The following is a 21,160-nucleotide window of genomic DNA, read 5'->3' as shown; positions in this document are numbered from 1 at the left end:
GTTGTTTTTTAGCTAGCTTGTGTCATCAGAATCAGCCGCCTATTGTAAATCTTAGCAAGTAGCTATGCGTTTTTAGTTTTGAGTGCTCAGTTGTTTTATTCTCTTGATTTTCAATATACTACATCATAAACAAAACACAGGCTGTTTGTGCATTGCTACTTATGATATGAATCTTGTTATAAAATAAGCACAATAACGACAACAACGAAAGTCAAAAATACCAATGGTGGTATTTTCTTGATTCACATAGGTATCTAAGCCGTCTGTTTTGGAGCTTCACTAGGTTGCGGGCTGAATTTGCTGAGCAGGTATACCAGTCCGAAGCCCAACACGGCCAACAAGACACAGTACAGTAGATAGTCTGCTTGGCCGGTGAGGTCGGTATACTCCCAAGGCCATACATTCTGTTGTACCAGAGGCTTCGCCTCCCCGTGTCGGTCGGTATACGTTTTTAGTGTCTGTTTCCAAGGCCATACCTTGTTGAGCGCTCCTACCATAAAGCCCGTCAGCAGGGCGATTGTCAGGTCGTGGTAGCGGCGCAAGGCCCACGAAATCAGGTGAGAAAAAGAAAGCAAGCCCATTACTGCCCCTACTATAAAAACGGCGATATCTTTGATTTGCAAAGTCTTGATGGCCTGCATCATATATTCATACTTGCCCAAAAGCACCAAGATAAAACTACCTGAGATACCGGGCAAAATCATCGCACAAATGGCAATGGCTCCACTGAGGAAAATAAACCACAGTGCCGTTGGTGTTTCGGCAGGAACGGCTACGGTGATAAAATAGGCCACCAAAGCCCCTACAATGCCTACAAGCCAAACAGCCACATTGGCCTGCCGCACCTGTTTGCTCACCACGAAGGCCGAAGCCGCTATCAGTCCGAAGAAAAATGCCCATAGCATTTCGGGGTAAGCCTTGAGTAAAAAAGTAATGAGTTTGGCCAAGCTCACAAAGGCTGTCCCCACTCCCAATACCAGCACCAGCAAAAAAGTAGCGTCGGTGTGTTTCCAAAACTCGGCGATACGCCCTCGTAAGAGTAGCTGCAATGCGGTGCCGTTGACAGAACGAATCGCATTGAGCAAGCGCTCATAAATACCAGTAATAAAAGCGATGGTTCCGCCGGAAACTCCCGGCACCACATCGGCTGCGCCCATAGCCAGCCCTTTTAGAAACAAGAAGAAGTATGATGCTTGCATATTTTTGAAAGGAGAAGCATTTGTTAGTGATGAGTATATTGTTGAGGCTGGGTAATTAGGAAAAAAGAAGGCCTGTTAGGGTTTTGTCAAGCCCAACAGGTCTTCTCAAGACGAATATTTCACCCTATTTGGCGATGTTGCCGCGCAACTGCATCCCTTCATTGATGTCTTCAGCGCGCAAGAAATGGCTAAAGGTATCGGAACGCAAACCTAGTCGGAGCGTTTCGAGTGGGATTACCTCATTGGGGGCAATATTGCCTAGGTTTACATTGGCTCCTAGGAGCTTGATAAACCAAGTTTGCTGTGATTTTTGGGGGGCTTCCCAGATAATCTTGTCTGAGGGGATAGAGTGAATAATCTCTTTGACCAACCCCTGACGCACCTCGCCCGAATCACGGAATAGGCCGACGTTTCCGCCTTCGCGGGCTTCGCCAATTACTTTCCAAGCCCCTGCGTCTAGCTCTGCCTGCATCAGCTTAATCCACTGATAAGGGGGGATGATATCATTGACATCCTTCGAGCCTACTTCCGAAAGCACAGTTACCTGCTCTTTGAGGATGCTGATGTATTTACATTTTTCTTCGTGAGGCAAAGAAATAGACCCATCCGATACCTCTACATACTCCATATCGTACTTCTCGAGTACACGGCGGTAGTCTTCAAACTGCTTGCGAATCAAAAAGGCCTCAAACAGCGTCCCCCCAAAATAATAGGGGATACCGGCCTGCTTGTATACCTGTAGCTTTTCTTTCAAATTAGGCACTACATATGAAGTAGCCCAGCCTAGCTTGACAATGTCGATATAATCAGCCGAGACGCTGAGCATATCTTCTACTTCGCGTGTCGAAAGCCCTTTGTCCATTACCATGGTGTAGCCGTTGTCGCGAGGTTTGAGGCTACGTTCGGGGACTCCGTTTAAAACGTAGTTAGGATGTTCGTTCATGAATGGTCTTGTCTGTATTGATCAATGATTTTGAAAAGCGCTTTTTGTACGTCTAGGCTCGTAAAAAAGTCGAACAGTACAGTGTGCTTATCAAAGTCCAAAGTTAGGGCATTTTCTAGAAACGAGAAGGCTTGTTTGTATTTTCCTGCGTCGATGAGGTAGGCCGCCATCCGATAGTAGAGCAATGCTTCTTCAGGGCATTCTTCTATTCCTTCACTCAGGAGCTGTACGGCCTTGTCTTCTTCGCCTTGCTCGAAGCAAAGCAAAGACCAATTGAGCCATACTTCTGGGTTGGTCGGGTTGATTTCGCTGGCGCGCATATATGCTTCGAAGCTGGCTACGGTATTGCCGATTTGGTATTCGGCATTGGCCAAGACGAGCCAGTAGAGGTCGTTGTCATCGTTGTAAGTAACGGTTTTGCGCAAAAAATGTAGCGATTCGAACCATTTTTCCTGATAAAAAAGGCAAGCTCCAACCCCAAACCAAGCGTCGGCATAGGTAGGGTCGAGCTGTAGGGCTTGGTTATAATAGCGTATGGCGGGGCTATACTGTTGGTCTTTTTCGTAGGCCGCGCCTAGGCAGCAAAGCATTTCAGGGTCAGGGCTTGGGGTGTGGTCTATGGCCAGCAGGTAGGTTTGTTGGGCCTCGCGGTAGTCGCTATTGTTCATGTAGGCGTGCCCCATGGCATAGTGAGCAGCGGCAAAGTCTTCCTGAATCAGGACTGCATAGCTGAGCGCTTGTAGGGCTTGGCCATATTGCTCCATATTGGCGTGTAAGAGGCCAAGGTTATACCAAGCATAGTGTGCATAAGGATTTTCATTGATGACCTCTTCGTAAAAACGCACTCCCTCGGCAAAGTCATCGATAAAGTCTAGGCAGAAGGCCAACTCAAGCGCGGCGGCCTCGTGAGCTATATTTTCGCGCAGGGCTTTTTGGAAATAGCTGATGGCTTGCGGCATCTGCTCTTCTGATTGGGCATAGACATAGCCTATACGAAAATAAATCTCATCTTTGTCTTGTGCAAAAGGCAGGGCTTGCTCCAATGACTCAATGGCTTCGGTATACTGGCCACAGAGATAGAGTACATTTCCCTTCAAAAAAATCAGGTCTTTGTCTTGCGGATAGAGTACTTCGAGCTGCTCGATGAGTTCGAGCGCATCCTCAAACTCATCTAAACTTGCCAGTACCTGTGCTTTTTCAAATTTAATTTCGTTAGAAAAGGGATATTGCGATAAGGCCATCTCACAGGCCTGAAGGGCTGTTTCATATTCTTCGCGCTCACGGTAATACTCGATGATGCGCTCATAAGTTTCTACATCGAAAAAAAAGAATTCCTCTTGTCGGAGCATCTGCTCAAATCGGACAACGGTTTCTTCAGTTTCATCTCTGCTGTCAAAATCGTCTATCATAGGGCGCTTCTTGAGTGAAATACAGGGTCTATAGGTCAACAAAACCGTTCCTATGCCTAGCCCCGTATGGGCCTAGTAGTTTTGCTAAGTTAGTAAATTATACAACAAAAATGCTAGGCTTTTGGGTTTTTCTCACGCGCCAGCAAGGCTTGCCCAGTCCATTGAATTGCCTCTTGGGCGCTTTTGAACTGATAGTCGAGCCTCTTTTTTATTTTTTGATTGTCGAAAGTAAAAGAGTTTTGGGCTATCTGAGCTGTTTCGCGGGTGATGAAGGGGCGGCCTCCGGTAAGCCAAGATTGGAGGCTGGCCAAGCGCCAAGCTATCCCGGCCATACGGCCATTGACCTTGATACGAGGAGCCTTTTTGCCCAATGTTTCGGCCATATAGCCAAACATTTCGAGGTAGGTAATCGTGCCGGCGCTGACCACAAAGCGCTCCCCACGTATTTGGCGGGCAAGCAATAAAAGTATGGAAGTGGCTACATCGCGCACATCGACATAGTTGAGGTAGCCATCAATATAAAACGGCTTTTGGGTATAAACATAGTTGAATAGCTGGGTACTGCTTTTGTCTAGCTCTCCGGGGCCCAACACTACCGATGGGTTGACAATCACCGCCGAGAGGCCTTCGGCAATCCCGCGCCAGACTTCCATCTCGGCTAGGTGTTTGGACTGTGCGTATTGGCTGTTGAGGGGAGAAGTCTCCCATTGATTGCTTTCATCGATGAGCATCTGCCCCTTTTTGCGACCTAGCGCAGCCACTGAGCTGACAAAGCAAAAGTCTTCTATGCCTGTTGTGAGGGCCACATTGACCACATTGGCCGTCCCCTCTACATTGACCTTAAACATATGCGCGTAGTCGCGGGGGTGAAAAGAAACTGTAGCGGCGCAGTGAATTACAGACTGAACGCCCTCCATCGCTGCTTCGAGGCTATCCACATCCAACACATCTCCTTCGTGCCAATGTATCTGTTCATCAAGCCCTTCTAGCAGTAGTGGGGTACTGCTTTGCCTGCGAAGGGCGTGTATGGTAGCGCCTTGTTGGAGTAGGAGTCTGACAACAAAGCTACCGATTAGGCCGGTAGCCCCGGTAACCAATACCGTTTTGTCGTATGTAGGAAGGTGGTTATAGTCTTGAAAATCAGAGTTGAGCATTGAGTAGGGGTTGTTCTGCTAATTTTTGAAAGCCTTTGAGTTTGTGTGTTACTTGCATTGCCTGCATGTGTCGCACCCCGTGGCAGTCAGAGCCTACAAAACTAAGCATTTTTTTCTGAATGATGTATTTGGCCAAGCGTTTGGCCTCTGAGCCATAGTATCCTGATAGTGCTATTTGATTGACTTGCAGCAAGATACCTCGCTGCGCGATTTCGTCCAATAGGCGGAGGTCTTTTTGCAAATAAGCATAGCGCTCGGGGTGTGCCAATACAGGGCGATAGCCTAGGACTTGTAGCTCGAAGAGCATCTCCCAAAAATTGAGCGGTCGATTGATAAAGGCCGTTTCTACCAACACATAGCGGTCGCCAAAGGTCAGCAGCGGGTCATCGCGCTTGATCATTTCGGCCAAGCCCTCATCCATATAATACTCTGCGGCAGCTTCTATACATATATTGATGCCCTCTTGTTTGAGGTAAGCTTGCAGTTCTTCGAGTCGTTCTTGGATGATACAGGGCGTATTGCGGTAATAGTCCATCATGATGTGGGGCGTGGTGATGAGCTTTTGGTAGCCCAAAGCCTGAAACTGCTCTATGAGCGCAGCGGCCTCGGCCAGCGTCTTCACCCCATCATCGATGCCGGGCAATAGATGCGAGTGTATATCTGTGTGTAGCCAGTTATCGGTACGTAACCAAGGGTTGCTATGGGCTGATTTGGAGAAGAGTAGTCCTATCATGATTACTTACGTTGGTTGATAATTGCCCATATGTTTTGAAGAAAAGTCCGCCAAGCAGGCGTATCTTCTTCATAGTAGGGCGATTGGTAAGAGCCGTAGCTGCCATATCCGTATCCATATCCATATCCTCCGGTTGCTTTGGACGCATTGAGAATGGCGGCTAGGTTTTGTACATTTTTTTGTTGTAGCAATTTGTTGAGTCCTTTGACAAAAACTCGACGCGAATAATTTGCCCTAAAGACAAACAGCGGTACATCAGCTTTTTGCATAATCAATATCCCATCTGTAACCAAGCCCACCGGCGGGCTGTCGATGAGGATAATGTCATATTTTGCTTTGAGCGAGACTAATAGTTCTTCAAATTCCGTGCGAAGAATCAGCTCAGAGGGGTTAGGAGGTATGGGGCCGGCAGGTATAAAGTGTAGATTTTCGACGCGTGTTTGTTTTTTGATGACAGACTCCAGCGTGGTTCGACCAATGAGCAGGGTGCTCAAGCCGCCGGCCTCGTTGTCATTATCCAAATAGTCAAAGGCTAGATGGACTTTGGGGCGGCGCATGTCGCAGTCCAACACAATGACCCTCAGCCCCGACATGGCAATAATACCGGCGGTATTGACCGCCACAAAGGTTTTGCCCTCGCCGCTGACTGTAGAGGAGACCGCAATGATTTTGGCCTCGGCGCGTTGGTGTAGGCGTTGGCCAGGGGGCAACATAAAGTCGATATTGGTACGGATAGCCCGTAGGGCTTCGTTGAGTACGGAGCGTGGGTTGTCGGCCACCATCAGGCGAGAGTGTTGGCTTTTGTATTTGCGTGGTCGATAGTGGGGCACAGCTCCTAGCACCGGCGCATAGAGCAGGCGCTCTAGTTCGGCTTGGTTGCCGATGGTATCACTCAAGATGTATCGCCCTCCTACCAAAAGCAGCGAAAGTATCAGTCCTACCCCTAGCCCGATGGGGTAGATGGTGCGCTTTTGGGGGTAGATGGCTACACTGGGGAGATTGGCCGGCGACAAAATCACAAATTCCGGAATAATGCCTGCCCCGGCTATCCCTATTTCGGCCTTACGGTTGAGCATGCTGAGGTAGTAGCCCTCATCAATGTTATACAGCCGTTGGATACGGTTAAAGGCTTTTTCTTTGGCAGGAGCACTAAAAAACTGTTGTTCCGATTCGGCGATTTTACCCCTTACTTCAGCCAATTGTCGGTAGAGGCGTTTTTGTTGGGCCTGAATCTGCTGGGCGGCTTTGCTCTTGGCTGTAGCGTATTGTTCTTCGAGATAGCGCAAAGACTGGCTATTGGCTGTGCGGGTAAGCGCCATACTGTTGCGGCGTTCCTTGAGCTGGTTTAGCTCAGTGAAAAGCGTGGTCAGGCGAGCATCGTCTACAGCTATTTCGGGCAGGGTTTCGAGGTTGAGCGAGTCCTGTTGTACCCAATTATCGAGCTGCTGGAGGGTGGTGAGTTGCTCTACCAACGTGTTTTTCTTGACCAGCATTTCCTCTATGCCGCTCAGCGCTTTGTTAAAGATTTCTTCTCCACTGCGCACCTTATTGGTCAGGATAAAGCGCTCTAGGGTATCTTCGTAAGAGGCCAGTTTTTGCTCTATCTTCGCGATTTGCTCATCGAGGTAGCGTAGTTGTTGTTTGTAGCTTTGATTTTGTTTTTCTACTGTTTTCTCTAGGTAGATGCTGTCGATTTTATTGACAATATCACGTGCCTTATAAATGTTGTGTTCTTTGAAGGCCACACTGATGATGCGGGCAGTTTGGTTGATAATGCCTACGCTCAGGTTTTGTTGAAGATAATTGATCAGGGCGCTACGGCTGTTGACTACAAAATAATAATAGCTATAACTACTGCCGGGGCTGAAGGTGTTTTTTAGCACTAATTGGCATACCTTCCCACCCAGATTAATTGCCTGTCCAAACTGATATTGCTGTTTGACTACACTATTGCCTATCTGATAAGAGAGGATGTATTCCTGCTTGCTCAGAATTTCGACAGAGATTTTTTGATCCATCAACGATTCGTCAAACTGTTCGTACACCAGCTCAAAAGGCGAAGAGCTATACAGCTCATTGTCTAAGATATTGCCCTTGGCATAGTAGCTTACGTGCAATTCGGGAGAGCGCTTGAGTAGCTCGTCATAGATGATTTCGGAGCGAATATATTCTATTTCACCGTATAGGTCGCCCCCATCCATACTTACGCCCCGCAGCCCCAACACATTGTTGCCTGTGCTTTTGATTTCTAGCTTGAGATTAGAAGCCGACTGGTATAGCGGCTTGGTATAGCGGATATAGAGGTATGCACCAGTGATGGAAAGCGTTACTAACAACACAATCCAAATCAAGCTTTTTCGAAAGATGAGCCATATTTTGTGAAAGTCTAACTCACTCAAAAAATTACGGTCATCATCTGTTTCCGGTGGGCCTATGGTAGGTGATATGTGGGTATGTTTAGACAAGCAAGCTAAAGCGTCAACAGGTTAATTAGAATAAGAATGGTGATTGGTTTAACAACGTAGCACAAGACTTAATTATTCGTGCTTCTGATTAATACGGCAAAAGAGAAAATAGTAGCCAACAGCCCCAACAAACCTGACAAGTCGCTCAAGCCCTCTAAGATGCTCTTGCGAATAGGCTCTACATAAATGATGTCGTTAGGCTCAATGCGAAGGTAGGCTTTGCGCATATCCTCTATCGTTTTCAGATTGACAATAAAGACCGTTGGGTCTTTGAGGTCTCCCCTGATGATGCGGATGTTGGTAGCGCGCACCGAGTTGTCGAAGCCGCCGGCAATGGCCAACACTTCGATGAGGTGCATATTTTCGTTTTCGAGCGGCACTACAGTCGCGCCAGCCCCTCGAAACACAATCACACGTTTGTTGAGGTATTGCGTACGCACATACAAGTCTTTATAAAACTGGCTGTAGGCCTCCGTCAAGACGCTGTCGGCTTGGTGTAGAGTATAGCCTTTTAGCGAGATATTGCCAATCAGGGGTAGGTCTGCTGAGCCATCGGTTTGAATGAGGTAGCGTTGTTGGAGGCCGCCTTGCTGTGCGCCCATCATCATTCCGCCACCGCCAACCATTCCGCCCTGCTGCCCCATCAAGTTGGCCGGCAAGATGGGCTCTACCAGGGCTTCACCCTCCACACTAAAGAGCCGCACACTGATAAAATCATCTGGCTTGATGATATAGTTGCGCTCGGCGATAGCTCGAAGCGCCTCCACCTCTGGGATGTTGAGCTCGGTTTCTGTTTTAAAAATCACGTTCTGATTATAAATCTTACAAGAGGACAAGAGTACTGCAAAGGCAACAAAATAAAGTATGTTTCGCATAAGCGCTCAAGATTGAGGGGATACAGAGATAAAAGTAGATGTATGCTTAGCAGCTTGAGCAAAGCTACATCAAAAAGGCTACAATCACAACCCCCTTTTGCGGTTGGTGTCTTGCGTTTTTTATGCAGATTGGGCATAATTTCGTACAAGGCGCAGGTAGGCATTGAGCACAATTTTCTCGTCAAACTCCTGCTCTACCTTATATCGGCTATTTTGACCCATTGTGGCTCTAGCTTCGGGGCTGAGCTGAATCATAGCCTGCATCTTTTCGGCTAGGTCTGTGGCATTTTTGACCTCACACAAAAAGCCGTTGTAGCCATCGGTAACAGTTTGTCGGCAGCCGGCGATATTGGTTGTAATGAGCGGCTTGGCCATTCCGGCGGCTTCGAGCAAGGCGCGAGGCGTTCCCTCACGGTACGAAGGCAACACCACTGCGTCGGCCAACGCAATGACCTGTTGTACGCGGTCGGTAGTGCCGAGATATTCTACCAGCCCCTCTGCCACCCAAGCCTCTAGTTGGCCTCGGCTGATACCCAAGCCCTTTTGTTCTTCTATGGCACCTAAAAGCTGAAAGCGCGCCCGAAAGCCTTGAGCCTTGAGTAGGCGGGCGGCTTCTACATACTCTACAATGCCTTTGTCATAAATAAGACGGGCTACCATCAAAAATGTAAATTCCTCATTTTCAGGCATTGGCTCAGGCATAAACCGCTCCAAAGGCAACCCCGATCCGGGGATGAGCGCTGTTAGCTCTGGCGAGATGAGCTTTTGTTCCAAAAACACCTGTAGGTCGTCTTCATTCTGAAAGAACACCTTGTGAGGATACCTAAATGCCCATTTGTAGAGCCATTTGGCCACCGAAGAAGAGAAACCATCGCGCAAAAAAACAGTACCCAATCCACAAACATTGTTGATGGTCGGGATACCCAGCAAGGCTGCCGCCAAAGTACCGTAGATATTGGGTTTGATGGTAAACTGCAAGACCAAATCGGGCTTCAGTTTGCGATAGGCGCGATAGAGTTGGTGTAGGTAGAAAACATCTTGCAGGGGGTTGGTTCCCTTGTTGTTCAGCTGTACAGGATAGTATTGGCAGCCGATGGCCAGCAAATGTTGTACATATTCGTCTTTAGGGGCTATTGCCACTACTTCGTGCCCTTCGGCCAATATTGCCTCTACAAGGCCTCGTCTGAAATTATAAATGTTCCAAGATGTATTCAGTACAATAGCGACTTTCATGTCAGATATCCTAGCTTGAATGTATGATGAGCTTGGGCAGTGGGTTGTCGTGTTGCTTTTGTAAGCCTATGCTTTTCCACTACCTTGGTGTATAACGGTGCTTTTGGAGGTTTATGTACATAGGCACAAAAAAGTGTCCACTCCCTTGACTAGTCCCTTACCAATAGCCGTACCATATTTCGCTACAAAGCTACAATGAATCCGTGATTTTAGCATATACATCATTTATCTTACACCAATATTTCTTTATAATTTCTTACTGGCATTATCTAGCCTTCACAAATAATCGTGTTTTTTGCTGTTTGCTTGGTCGTAGCTGTGTATGTTTGTGTGCTGACCGAAGCAGAACCTTGTGGGATACATACGGGCTTTTGTGACTCCTCTGTTCGGTGGTGTGAGCATCGCACACAAGCCTCCGACGATGCTATTGCGAGATTTACTTGACGCTCGATGATTTTTAGCGCATAATTTCCCCAAACTATACCTCGTCAAAATTGGTTTGGGAGAGCCAAGTACTGAAAGTCCTTGAGAGTCAAGAAAATCAAATCTTGGTATAATTTCCATCGAGTATAACCTCAACAGAATATGAAATACTACCTCATAGCCGGAGAGCGCTCCGGTGATATGCACGCTGCCAACCTAATGCGGGCACTCAAAGAAGAAGATTCTGCGGCTAATTTTCGCTGCTGGGGTGGCGACCAGATGGAGGCTGTGGCTGGCGAACTGGTACAGCATTATCGCGATATGGCCTTTATGGGCTTTTGGGAGGTATTGAAAAACCTCGGCACTATCCGTAAGTTTATGCGGCAATGTCAGGCCGATTTGCTGGCGCACCGCCCCGATGTGCTCATCCTTGTAGATTATGCGGGGTTCAATATGCGAATGGCCAAGTTTGCCAAGGCACACGGCATTCCGGTGTTTTATTATATCTCTCCCAAGGTGTGGGCTTGGAACACCAAGCGCGCCTACAAAATCAAACGCTTTGTCTCACGGATGTTTGTGATTTTGCCTTTTGAGGTGGCGTTTTTCAAACGTTTCGACTACGAAGTAGACTATGTGGGCAACCCCATCTGGGATGCTATCCACAACTTCCGGCCTTCGGCAGACTTCCGGCAGCGGCATCAGCTTTCGGAAGCTCCAATTGTCGCAGTATTGCCGGGTAGCCGTTTCCAAGAAGTTAAGGCTGTCTTGGGAGATGTATTGCGCATCCGAAGCCAATTCCCTGACTATCAGTTTGTGATAGCAGGCGTTAACAACCTTCCACCAAGTCTCTACAAAGCCGCTCAACACACCGAAGGTATACACTTGGTATTTGAAGAGACCTATGACCTACTCTCGGAAGCAACGGCGGCAGTGGTAACTTCGGGGACGGCCACGCTAGAAACAGCACTTTTTGGCGTGCCTCAGGTGGTGGTTTACCGAACTAGCGCGCTCACTTACCGCATCATCAAGACCCTGATTCGAGTACCTTATATTTCGCTTGTCAACCTGATTGCCAATAAGCCCGTCGTTACTGAGTTGATTCAACACGAGTTTCGCCCCGAACGCCTACGGGAAGAACTGAAACGTATCTTGCCCAACAACCCGGGACGAAAGGCTGTGCAAGATGGCTATGCACACCTACTGAGCCAAATGGGGGAGCCCGGCGCCTCCAGCAAAGCTGCAAAGAAAATGTGGCAGTATCTGAACGAAAAATAACACAACTCGGATACCAGCCATCCCCAAAAACTTGGGACGGCTGGTGGCTTTCTTTTGCTGTTATCTGTTTTGAGGCGAAGGCTAGGGGAAACCCAAATTTCGCCACGAATGCCCGACGTTTGTTTTTATTCGTTTATCCGAGGCTGATTTCACATCACAAACACACAGATTGAAGTTGTGAAATCTGATAATCTCAGCGCTTCCCTGATTTTGATGTTAAACCCTGACGTTAGGGATTTTGCCATCCTGTTGACAGCCCACACTCATTTCAGAAACGCTTGTATGGCCTGATTGACTGCGGTGGCTTTTTCGAAGCCCACAAAGTGTCCTGCCTCATCGATAAGCGTGAGGGTGGCATTGGGGATGCGTTTGGCTCCCTCTTGGGCTACCTGTTCGGTGGTGAGATTGGGATGCAAAAAAGCATTGGGGATAAGGCGGTCTTGTTTGCCAAAGAGCAGTAAGGTAGGCTGTTTTAGTTCGCCTAAGCGCTCATAGACGGGAGCTTCAAGCATGCCACGGACATTGTCCGACACAGCCTTGGCATATTGCGCAAAATCAGAGGCTTGCTTCATTTTTACACGGTCTTGGTGCATATACTTAGCCGCCTCGGGTAGGGTAACGAAATTGAGTTTTAGGTTTTCGAGAATTTGTTCGTCGGAGGTGGCTGCAATGGCTTCGGGCTTGGTAAATCCGGTCAGCATTTGGGCTTCGTTGTCATTGAAAAGCTCCAAGCCTGCGGGTGCGACTAGAACAAGGCGCCGCACCAAGTCAGGGTGTGTGAGGGCAGTGAGCATGGCAATTTGCCCGCCCATCGAATGCCCTACCAATACTACTTGCTTGAGTTTGCGGATACGGATAAAGTCGGCAATCTGGGCAACGTAATAGGGAAGGTCATAGGTCTGCTCGGCAGGCTTGTCGGACTTGCCATAGCCCGGCAGGTCGAGGGCAATACAGCGGTATTTTGCCTGCAACTCCGCCATGTTGGGCTGCCAAGCTTTGGCGTAGCTTCCCAAGCCGTGTATAAAGACGAGGGTTTGTTTGCCCTTGCCACTTTCGATAGAGGCGAGCTTGAGGCCGTCACTCAGGGTGGTCAGACGGGTGTCGAAGGGGTACTCCAACTGGTCGAAACTGAATGAGGACTCTTGGGCCATCAGTACGGCACTACAAAAACAAAAAACAAGGCACAACGTGCGTAAAGGGTGTAACATATTCATCGGAGGGGTTTGGGTGGGGTTAGATTCCGTCGTCAAATTGCTTGATTATTACCAAACTATGTGCCATCTTTACATCCTTTGAGGCTTTTCGACCCTCCAACCAACTCGTTGGGGGGTTATCTGATTCATACTTCACTTCATAGTTCATCATTCATATTCTATCGTTCATAGTTCATTTTATGGCAGTCGATATATTACTCGGTCTACAATGGGGCGACGAGGGCAAGGGCAAAATCGTAGACTTTCTGGCACCCCAATACCAAGTGGTGGCGCGCTTTCAGGGCGGCCCCAACGCTGGGCACACCCTAGAGTTTGATGGCATCAAACACGTCCTCCACCAAGTGCCTTCGGGCATTTTCCGCACCGAAATCCAAAACATTGTCGGCAATGGTGTCGTGCTCGACCCAGTGGTTTTCAAGAAAGAGCTTGATGCGCTGGTCGAGAAGTTTGGGATTGATGTCCGTGCCAACCTCTTTATCTCCAAAAAGGCGCACCTTATTCTCCCTACCCACAAATACCTCGATGCGGCTCAAGAGCAGGCCAAGGGGGCATCCAAAATAGGATCGACTTTGCGCGGCATAGGCCCTACTTATCAAGATAAAATAGGCCGCCAAGGCCTTCGCGTGGGCGACATTCTAAGCCCTGATTTTGAGCAACGTTATCAGAAGCTCAAAACACTGCATCTCCAAATTATCAAAAACTTGGCTTTTGACTGCCAAGACCTCAGTGCCCAAGAAGAGGCCTTCTGGAAGGGCATCGAAGCTTTGCGCAGTCTCAACTTGGCCGATACTGAGTATCTCCTCAACGATGCGCTTCAGCAAGGAAAGACAATCTTGGCCGAAGGCGCACAAGGTACCCTGCTCGATGTGGACTTTGGGTCTTACCCCTTCGTTACTAGTTCCAACACCACGGCTATGGGTGCTTTTGCCGGTCTCGGCCTTGCTCCCAAACACGTGGGCGAAGTATTGGGGATTTTCAAGGCCTACTGTACCCGTGTGGGCAGCGGCCCCTTCCCGACTGAGCAAGACAACGACACCGGCGCTCAAATCCGTGCCATCGGGCGTGAGTTTGGCGCTACTACCGGGCGCGAGCGCCGCTGCGGATGGCTCGACCTACCGGCGCTCAAATACGCTGTCATGCTCAATGGCGTTACCCAACTCTATATGATGAAGGCCGACGTACTCAATAGCTTTGAGCAAATACAAGTCTGCACTCACTACCGCCTCCCCGATGGCAGCCTCACCGAGCAAGTGCCTTTTGATATGCTCCAAACAGATGTTACGCCTGTCTACCAAACTCTCGAAGGCTGGAACTGCGACCTAGAGGCCTTCCGTCAGTTTGACCAACTACCCGAGGCGCTCTGCCAGTATATCGCCTTTATCGAGGCTGCCGTAGGTGTACCGATTACCTTGGTATCTATTGGCCCTGACCGTACCCAAACCATCAAGCGCTAAGGCTTACACCATACACACGCTACTGGATATTTTCGAAACCCACGGTGTTCGCCGTGGGTTAGGTTGACTCAAGCTCTCCTTTTAGTCTCACACAAGCCTATTATCAATCTAATCGAGTAAATCCTCCAATCAAATAACTCTTGGTATCAAAACTGATGGACTCACTCGCGCACAAAGACCAACAATACATCTGGCACCCTTTTACCCCCTATACCGAGGTGAGCAAGGTCATTCCGCTCAGCCATGCCCAAGGGGTATATCTCTACACTGCCGAAGGGCGTGAGATTCTGGATGCCATTAGCTCGTGGTGGGTCAATCTACACGGGCACAGCCACCCCCATATCGCTCAGAGCCTCGCGACACAAGCGCTCAAGCTGGAGCACGTCATCTTTGCGGGCTTTACACACGAGCCTGCCGTAACCTTGGCCGAGCGCCTGTTGGCGATTTTGCCTGATAATCAGGAGAAAATTTTCTACTCCGACAATGGTAGTACGGCCTGTGAAGTAGGCATCAAGATGGCTTTTCAATATTGGCACAACCAAGGCATCCGCAAGCCGCGCATTGTAGCGCTAGACGGAGGCTACCACGGCGATACCTTCGGCGCAATGTCGGTCGGCGACCGTAGCCCTTTTTCGGCTCCTTTTGACCCCTATCTTTTTGAGGTATACCACCTCCCCTTCCCTACCTGTAGTCAAAGCCCCTGCTGCGGCGCTAGCCAAACACACCACCAAGATTGTGCCCGTGCTGCTCAGGTAATTGCTGAGTTTGAAACCCTTGCAGCCACTGGCGAGGTGGGGGCTTTTATTTATGAGCCGCTCATCCAAGGAGCTTCGGGAATGCGGATGTATAGCCCTGAGATTCTGGATAAACTACTGGGGATTGCCGCCCGCTACGATATCATCACCATTGCCGACGAGGTAATGACTGGTTTTGGGCGAACCGGAAAGCTATTTGCCTCCGAATATTGTACGCTCAAGCCAGATATCCTCTGTCTTTCCAAAGGCCTGACAGGCGGTACTTTGGCACTAGGCGTAACGAGTTGTACTGGCCGCATTTTTGAGGCTTTCAAAGCTGCGGAGCTGGCCAAGACTTTCTTCCACGGACACTCCTTCACCGCCAACCCGCTGGCCTGTGCGGCGGCCAATGCCAGCCTTGACCTGTTGCTTACGGCCAACTGCCAACGCGATATCGAACGCATCAGTGCCAAACAGGCTGCCTTTGCCCAAACTATGCGCCAACACCCTGCCATTCGTCAAGCACGGCACTTTGGTACCATTGTGGCGCTCGAAATCGATACCGACCGCGAAACCTCCTACTTTAATGAGGCGCGCAGCTGGCTCTATGATTATTTCCTGAGCAAAGATATTTTGCTGCGCCCCTTGGGCAATGTGCTGTATGTATTGCCGCCTTATATCATCACCAACGAAGAGCTGGAGCGCATCTATCGCGTGATTGGACAGCTTTTGGACGAACGCTTTGGAGCTTAGACCAACATTTATACCCACTGACTGGTTTGTTAGTTATGCTCAAAATTGCTTGGAACCCCTGTTATGTCTTACCCTTGCCTCCTAAGCATCGCTTTCCGATGGAGAAGTACCAGTTGCTCCCCGAGCAGCTACGCTATGAAGGGCTGGCTACCGAGGCTAATTTTTTCAGCCCCCAGCCTCTGCCCGAGGCCGATATTGTGCGGGTACACCTCCCCGACTATTGGGAGCGCCTACGCAATCAGACCCTCAGCCCTGCCGATGTGCGCCGTTCGGGTTTTCCGCTTTCTGAGGAACTGATACAGCGTGAGATTACCATTGCCCAAGGCACGCTCGACTGTGCGCACTTTGCGCTCCAATATGGTATTGCGATGAATATTGCCGGCGGTACACACCACGCCTTCACCAACCGCCCCGAGGGCTTCTGCCTCCTCAACGATATGGCCATTGCAGCCCAGACCTTGCTCGACCAAGGGCGCATTCGTCAGGCGCTTATCATCGATCTTGACGTACACCAAGGTAATGGTACTGCCGAAATATTTGGCCACCGCCCCGAGGTATTTACCTTCAGTATGCACGGCCAACACAACTACCCCCTGCGCAAGGAACACTCCGACTGGGACATTGGCCTGCCCGACCATACCGACGACGCGCACTACCTCGGCCTGCTGCGCGAAGCCTTACCCCGCCTGATGGACGAGGTACAGCCTGATATGGTCTTCTTCCAAGCTGGGGTAGATGTGTTGGCGACAGACAAGCTCGGCAGGCTCGGCCTGAGCATGCAGGGCTGCGCCGAGAGAGACCGACTTGTATTGGCCACTTGCCGCCAGCACCGCGTGCCGGTAGTGGTCAGTATGGGCGGCGGATACTCCCCGCGTGTGGCGACCATTGTCGATGCACATACCCAAACCTTTCGATTGGCACAAGAGCTGTTCTTTTGAATCACTCATATTGGTACAACCTTGTGGCAAAAAAACAGTATATCTGTACAGTATTACCAATCTGAACTATATGAAATATCTCATCCCTTTCTGCCTTATGCTTTTAGTGGCCTCTACAGCCTGCAATCGTAAGAAAAACAACGAAGACCCTGCCCCCGATACGGCCAACCTCACTAGTACCAACACCGTAACCGATGCGCAAGGAAATGTCTATACGGTCGGCTTTGACCAAGCAACGAGTATCAACCAGAATCCTTTTGTGCGCAAAGTAAATGCCCAAGGTCAAGAGCAGTGGCGCTTGGTCTATGAAAATACACCAGTAGACGGACGAGCAGTGCTCGTTACCCTTGATGAAGCCCAAAACCCTTGGGTAGTCTTTACAGTCGATGGGGGTAGCAATGATGCCGGCGCTATCCAACGCCGCCAAGTGGCTAGCAACGCCTTTCAGGGGGTGTATAACAATAGTTATGGATCGGGTGGCGGGCCTAAGGTCAGCCTCGTTGCGAGGCTCAACCCCAACACCGGCATCATCGAAAGGGGGACTTTTGTCGCGGCTAGGCTCACCAGTGGCAATACCAATACACTTAATATCACCAAGATTGCTGTAAGCCAAGGCAAGGTGCAATTTGAGATTTCCTCAGCAGCGTGGCCTCCGGGCGAGGGCACAAGCTATGTCCGCTTTCCCAATATTACCGATGCTGACCGCATAGACAATGCCTTCAAAATTTACTACGAAATGGATACCGACCTACGGGGTATTACCAAAGCAGTATTATTGCGGCAATAGTTTTCGGGCGAACTATTGTCCCACAAAATAGCCTGCCCTATCGGCCTTATCAACATCACTGTTGGTGGGGCTTTTTTTGTGTGGCATAGTGGCAGTGTACAATTAGCAAAAACGGTACCGGCAGTCTGGCCAAATATGACGGCAATAGCCTGAGTATCCTACCACAGCCTACAGGCAATGGCATGCGTTATTTGGGGCTGCCCGCCTTTGTCAATGGGCACTTGTGCTTGCGCTATGGCAACAACGATTTTGTGTTCAACTTGACGGTGCTCAAATTCCCTCAGATGAACATCCAGCAGAATTTCGCTACTATAGCTTCTGGGGGTACTTTTACTTTTGGAAATACTGCGGTGGGGGCTATCTCTTCCCACGACTTCCTCTTACAAAGTACCGGAGCTGCTGACTTGGTTCTCTCTGGTGCTGCGGGCAGCTTCATTTGAGCGGAGCCAATGCCAATCAGTTTTCAATCACCCAAACCAATATCAGCTCCCCTATTGCTAGTACCAATCAAATCTTCACGGTAAGGAGCGCTGCCCAAAGCGGTAGTGATGTGCGCAGCAGCTTTGTCGTTCAGCGCCTTGAGCTACGCCCCCGACAACAGCTATACCGTAACCCTACCCGGAGGTAGTACCGATACCAGTAGCTAGTCAGCCAATGCCGAAGCCCGTACGCTGACGCTCAGCAAACAAGAGCACGGCGGCGTTTGGCAACAAGTAACTGTCAATGCTTCGAGCCTCAGCGCTACCATTACGGCCTCCGGCGGGCAAAAAAACCGTCCCTGCTACTGTGAACGCTACATACACTAAGCCGTAATAACACAAAATCCTCCAAGGTCTTCCCAGACTTTGGAGGATTTGAAAATTAGTCCTTAATTCCCTCTATATGGCCATTAGCGGATGCGCAGGCGTTGCCCTACTCTCAGCGTGGTAGAGGTAGTCAGTTGGTTGATTTGTGCCAATACCGTAACCGGTACATTGTATTTGTGGCTGATAGTCTGGAGCGTTTCCCCCGGCACTACTTGGTGGTAAAGCGTCAGGCGCATTTTATTGCCCAAATGCGCAAAATGTTGTGGAAGGAGGACAAACTTGTCCGAGCGTAGTTGAAAGCGTTGATTGATATTATAAATCTCCAGTGGGTTGAAGGTATGCCCTGCATAGAGTGTCTCGAAGTGTAGGTGAGGCCCGGTACTCCAGCCTGTACTCCCTCCAAGCCCTATCAATTGCCCCGCTTTGACCTCTTGGCCGGAGCGGACTTTGAGAGCGCTCATATGGCCATAGAGTGTTTCGAGGCCGTTATAGTGCCTCAGTACCACATAATTGCCATACCCCCTGTTGAAGGTAGAAATACGTACAATTCCGTCAAAAGCCGCATAAATAGGGGTGCCGACATTGAGTTGTAAATCTATCCCTCCGTGAAAGTGCCCCCAGCGTGGGCCAAAACCAGAGGTAATGAAAGTCTTTTCTAGAGGAGATGCCCAAAGCAGGCCTTTTTCTCCATCAAATAACTGTATTTCTTTTGACTGGTTGAAGCTAGCCGCGCTGCGCTGATAGGGGTTGATGTAGGTCGCATCCCATATTTGGTAATAATCCTCTAGCTTTACCCATACACAGTCAATTTTCATCTCCCTTGAGACCGCCACTACTTGGTTTTCAAAATGTCGAATGCTGTTGGTATCTTCTCGTACCAAGGCCGTGGTTTTGTATAATTGAAAGGACTCATAGGCCTTGCGCAAATCGTCTTGAGACTCATAGCCCATATCGACCGCATCGAGCAACTGCTGAGCCGACTCTTCGGGGCTGAGTTTGGTATTATTTTCAGCACCTCTGCGCAGCGTGTCGCGTGTTTGCGCGGGGATAATGATTTTCTGTTGGCCATCAAATCTTTTGTTTTCCCCCTTTTTCTCTGGCTCTGAGCCTTGGGCATAAAGCCCTGAGCTGTTGCCCAAACAACTGCCGAAAAGCCAAAAACTAACCAGAATAATCTGTAAAAACCTCATATCACAAAAATTAGCACACTCGTCTCAGGTGTGGTGTGCAAAAATAGAAAATCTTAATCACAAACGTAGTACTAGCCTAGACCAATGTACCTAAAATAGTATATTTTTAGTGTTTTTACCTGAGGCTAACCCCGACTGCCGAAAAAAAAACAATCCATTGCAAGCTTTCCTAGCAGATTCACTATTTTTGTACCCTACCTATTTGTTGTAATGAAGTACCTGCCGAAGGAATCTACAGCCTTGCTGTACACCCAAACGCAAAAATACCTTGGTTGGTCGCCCTCACAACAACACTATACATTATCACTCCCCTCCTAACCAAAGGCCTGTGCCTTTCACCTTATTAGAGCTTGTTATGTTTAAGAAAAAAAACAAGGACGCTGCTGAAAAAGCCCCCGAAACACCAAAAACTTGGCAACAATCGGCCAAAGAATGGGGTAAATCCATCATTGCGGCAGTCTTTTTTGCTACATTGATCCGCTGGCTACTACTGACAGCCTACACCATCCCAACCTCTTCTATGGAAGGCTCGCTGTTGGTGGGCGACTTTTTGTTTGTGAGCAAATACCATTATGGTGCGCGCACCCCACAGACTTTGCTCCACTTCCCCCTGACCGACCACCAGTTTTGGGGAACCGGTATCCCCTCTTACCTCACCTGGATTCAGTTGCCTATGTATCGCCTACCGGGCATTAGCAGTGTCAAAAAAGGACACGAAGTTGTTTTTAACTTCCCCGCCGACTCGTTGGGCCACCCTACTGACCTCAAAATCAACTACATCAAACGCTGTGTGGCGGTAGCTGGTGATACCCTGCAAATTAAAGATACTCAAGTGTTTATCAACGGCAAAGCCCAAGAAAACCCCCAACATTTGCAATTCTTGTATCTTGTTTATACCAAGGGCAATATCAATGAGCTCTTTTTTGATAAGTACAACATTACCGAATACAGCAAGTTTATTGACGGCGACCAAGAAGGCTATCTGATGCACATCAGCGAAGCTACTGCCGAGCAGCTCAAAAATGTGGGCAATGTGGTTCGTGTGGTCAAAAACATCCAAAAACCCGACAACTATGATGCGTCAGTATATCCTCATCACCCTGACTTTGCTTGGAATAAAGACAACTTCGGCCCCTTGGTCTTGCCCAAGAAAGGAATGCAAATCGAGATCAACGCCAAGAACCTTGCCCTCTATGGAGAGGTGATTCAAAAGTATGAAAACCACCGGAAAGTAAGCATCGAAAACAATCAATTGCTCATCGATGGCGCTCCCGTCAAACAATATACCTTCAAACAAGACTATTATTTTATGATGGGGGACAACCGCCACAACTCTCTCGACTCTCGCTTCTGGGGCTTTGTGCCCCATGACCATATTATTGGCAAAGCAGCGGTCGTTTGGTTGTCAATGGCTTACAACAAGCCCCTCTCCAAACGAATTCGATGGAATCGTTGGTTTAAGACCAATTTCACCAAATAAAAAACCGAAAACCTCATTCGGGCAAAGACCAGCAAAATACAAAAAAACTTGTTCCTTTTAACACAGGGGCAAGTTTTTTTGTTAAAATGCTTTGA

18 protein-coding genes are annotated in these 21,160 nt (G+C 48.9%); 7 read left to right on the top strand and 11 right to left on the bottom strand.

The window, feature by feature from the left end:
• Positions 1 to 254: 254 nt before the first annotated feature.
• The 8 genes from G499_RS0103440 to G499_RS0103405 form a co-directional block, all read right to left on the bottom strand.
• Complete coding sequence (locus G499_RS0103440; protein ID WP_026998788.1) at positions 255 to 1,199, bottom strand: polyprenyl-phosphate transporter; 945 nt, start codon at positions 1,197 to 1,199, stop codon at positions 255 to 257.
• Between the two features lie 124 nt (positions 1,200 to 1,323).
• Complete coding sequence (locus tag G499_RS18570; protein WP_035726308.1) at positions 1,324 to 2,142, bottom strand: phosphosulfolactate synthase; 819 nt, start codon at positions 2,140 to 2,142, stop codon at positions 1,324 to 1,326.
• Entirely contained in the window at positions 2,139 to 3,551 is a 1,413-nt protein-coding gene (locus G499_RS0103430; RefSeq protein ID WP_026998787.1) for a tetratricopeptide repeat protein, read from the bottom strand. Before G499_RS0103430 ends, G499_RS18570 begins: the two co-directional genes overlap by 4 nt.
• A gap of 113 nt (positions 3,552 to 3,664) precedes the next feature.
• On the bottom strand, positions 3,665 to 4,705 hold the full coding sequence (locus tag G499_RS18565; protein WP_051295868.1) for an SDR family NAD(P)-dependent oxidoreductase: 1,041 nt from the start codon (positions 4,703 to 4,705) through the stop codon (positions 3,665 to 3,667).
• The gene (locus tag G499_RS0103420) at positions 4,692 to 5,438 is read right to left on the bottom strand and encodes a tyrosine-protein phosphatase (protein ID WP_026998786.1); all 747 of its coding nucleotides are present in this window, start codon (positions 5,436 to 5,438) and stop codon (positions 4,692 to 4,694) included. Before G499_RS0103420 ends, G499_RS18565 begins: the two co-directional genes overlap by 14 nt.
• Before the next feature lie 2 nt (positions 5,439 to 5,440).
• Complete coding sequence (locus G499_RS18560) at positions 5,441 to 7,777, bottom strand: polysaccharide biosynthesis tyrosine autokinase (RefSeq protein ID WP_161627685.1); 2,337 nt, start codon at positions 7,775 to 7,777, stop codon at positions 5,441 to 5,443.
• A gap of 194 nt (positions 7,778 to 7,971) precedes the next feature.
• The gene (locus G499_RS0103410; RefSeq protein WP_026998785.1) at positions 7,972 to 8,778 is read right to left on the bottom strand and encodes a polysaccharide biosynthesis/export family protein; all 807 of its coding nucleotides are present in this window, start codon (positions 8,776 to 8,778) and stop codon (positions 7,972 to 7,974) included.
• Positions 8,779 to 8,898: 120 nt separating this feature from the next.
• On the bottom strand, positions 8,899 to 10,011 hold the full coding sequence (locus tag G499_RS0103405) for a glycosyltransferase family 4 protein (RefSeq protein ID WP_026998784.1): 1,113 nt from the start codon (positions 10,009 to 10,011) through the stop codon (positions 8,899 to 8,901).
• A 585-nt stretch (positions 10,012 to 10,596) separates the two neighbouring features.
• Here G499_RS0103405 and lpxB point away from each other — a divergent pair.
• On the top strand, positions 10,597 to 11,709 hold the full coding sequence (gene lpxB / locus G499_RS0103400) for a lipid-A-disaccharide synthase (RefSeq protein ID WP_026998783.1): 1,113 nt from the start codon (positions 10,597 to 10,599) through the stop codon (positions 11,707 to 11,709).
• A gap of 263 nt (positions 11,710 to 11,972) precedes the next feature.
• On the opposite strand, the gene G499_RS0103395 is transcribed toward lpxB, so the two are convergent.
• The gene (locus tag G499_RS0103395; RefSeq protein ID WP_051295867.1) at positions 11,973 to 12,923 is read right to left on the bottom strand and encodes an alpha/beta fold hydrolase; all 951 of its coding nucleotides are present in this window, start codon (positions 12,921 to 12,923) and stop codon (positions 11,973 to 11,975) included.
• A gap of 179 nt (positions 12,924 to 13,102) precedes the next feature.
• On the opposite strand from G499_RS0103395, the gene G499_RS0103385 reads away from it, so the two are divergent.
• From G499_RS0103385 to G499_RS0103365, 5 genes are all read left to right on the top strand, one after another.
• The gene (locus tag G499_RS0103385) at positions 13,103 to 14,377 is read left to right on the top strand and encodes an adenylosuccinate synthase (RefSeq protein WP_026998781.1); all 1,275 of its coding nucleotides are present in this window, start codon (positions 13,103 to 13,105) and stop codon (positions 14,375 to 14,377) included.
• A 155-nt stretch (positions 14,378 to 14,532) separates the two neighbouring features.
• Positions 14,533 to 15,864 (top strand): adenosylmethionine--8-amino-7-oxononanoate transaminase, encoded by a 1,332-nt coding sequence (bioA, locus tag G499_RS0103380; RefSeq protein ID WP_035726303.1) that lies wholly within the window; start codon positions 14,533 to 14,535, stop codon positions 15,862 to 15,864.
• Between the two features lie 35 nt (positions 15,865 to 15,899).
• The gene (locus tag G499_RS0103375) at positions 15,900 to 16,802 is read left to right on the top strand and encodes a histone deacetylase family protein (protein WP_026998779.1); all 903 of its coding nucleotides are present in this window, start codon (positions 15,900 to 15,902) and stop codon (positions 16,800 to 16,802) included.
• A gap of 70 nt (positions 16,803 to 16,872) precedes the next feature.
• Positions 16,873 to 17,589, top strand: a complete 717-nt coding sequence (locus tag G499_RS0103370; protein WP_035726501.1) for a hypothetical protein — start codon at positions 16,873 to 16,875, stop codon at positions 17,587 to 17,589.
• Between the two features lie 182 nt (positions 17,590 to 17,771).
• Positions 17,772 to 18,029, top strand: coding sequence for a hypothetical protein (locus G499_RS0103365; protein ID WP_026998777.1), 258 nt, complete (start codon positions 17,772 to 17,774; stop codon positions 18,027 to 18,029).
• 207 nt (positions 18,030 to 18,236) lie between these two features.
• On the opposite strand, the gene G499_RS21670 is transcribed toward G499_RS0103365, so the two are convergent.
• A complete protein-coding gene (locus G499_RS21670; protein ID WP_154658297.1) occupies positions 18,237 to 18,410 on the bottom strand; it encodes a hypothetical protein in 174 nt (57 codons plus the stop codon).
• Between the two features lie 68 nt (positions 18,411 to 18,478).
• Positions 18,479 to 19,585, bottom strand: a complete 1,107-nt coding sequence (locus G499_RS18550; protein ID WP_026998776.1) for a M23 family metallopeptidase — start codon at positions 19,583 to 19,585, stop codon at positions 18,479 to 18,481.
• A gap of 355 nt (positions 19,586 to 19,940) precedes the next feature.
• Here G499_RS18550 and lepB point away from each other — a divergent pair, with 355 nt between their 5' ends.
• Positions 19,941 to 21,065 carry a signal peptidase I gene (lepB, locus tag G499_RS0103345; protein WP_026998775.1) on the top strand — a complete coding sequence of 375 codons (1,125 nt, stop codon included), beginning with the start codon at positions 19,941 to 19,943 and terminating at the stop codon, positions 21,063 to 21,065.
• Positions 21,066 to 21,160: the final 95 nt, after the last annotated feature.

Source organism: Eisenibacter elegans DSM 3317 (genome assembly GCF_000430505.1).
GTDB lineage: Bacteria > Bacteroidota > Bacteroidia > Cytophagales > Microscillaceae > Eisenibacter > Eisenibacter elegans.
Note: the sequence above shows the minus strand (reverse complement) of the source record. Positions and strands in the feature narration are given on the sequence as shown.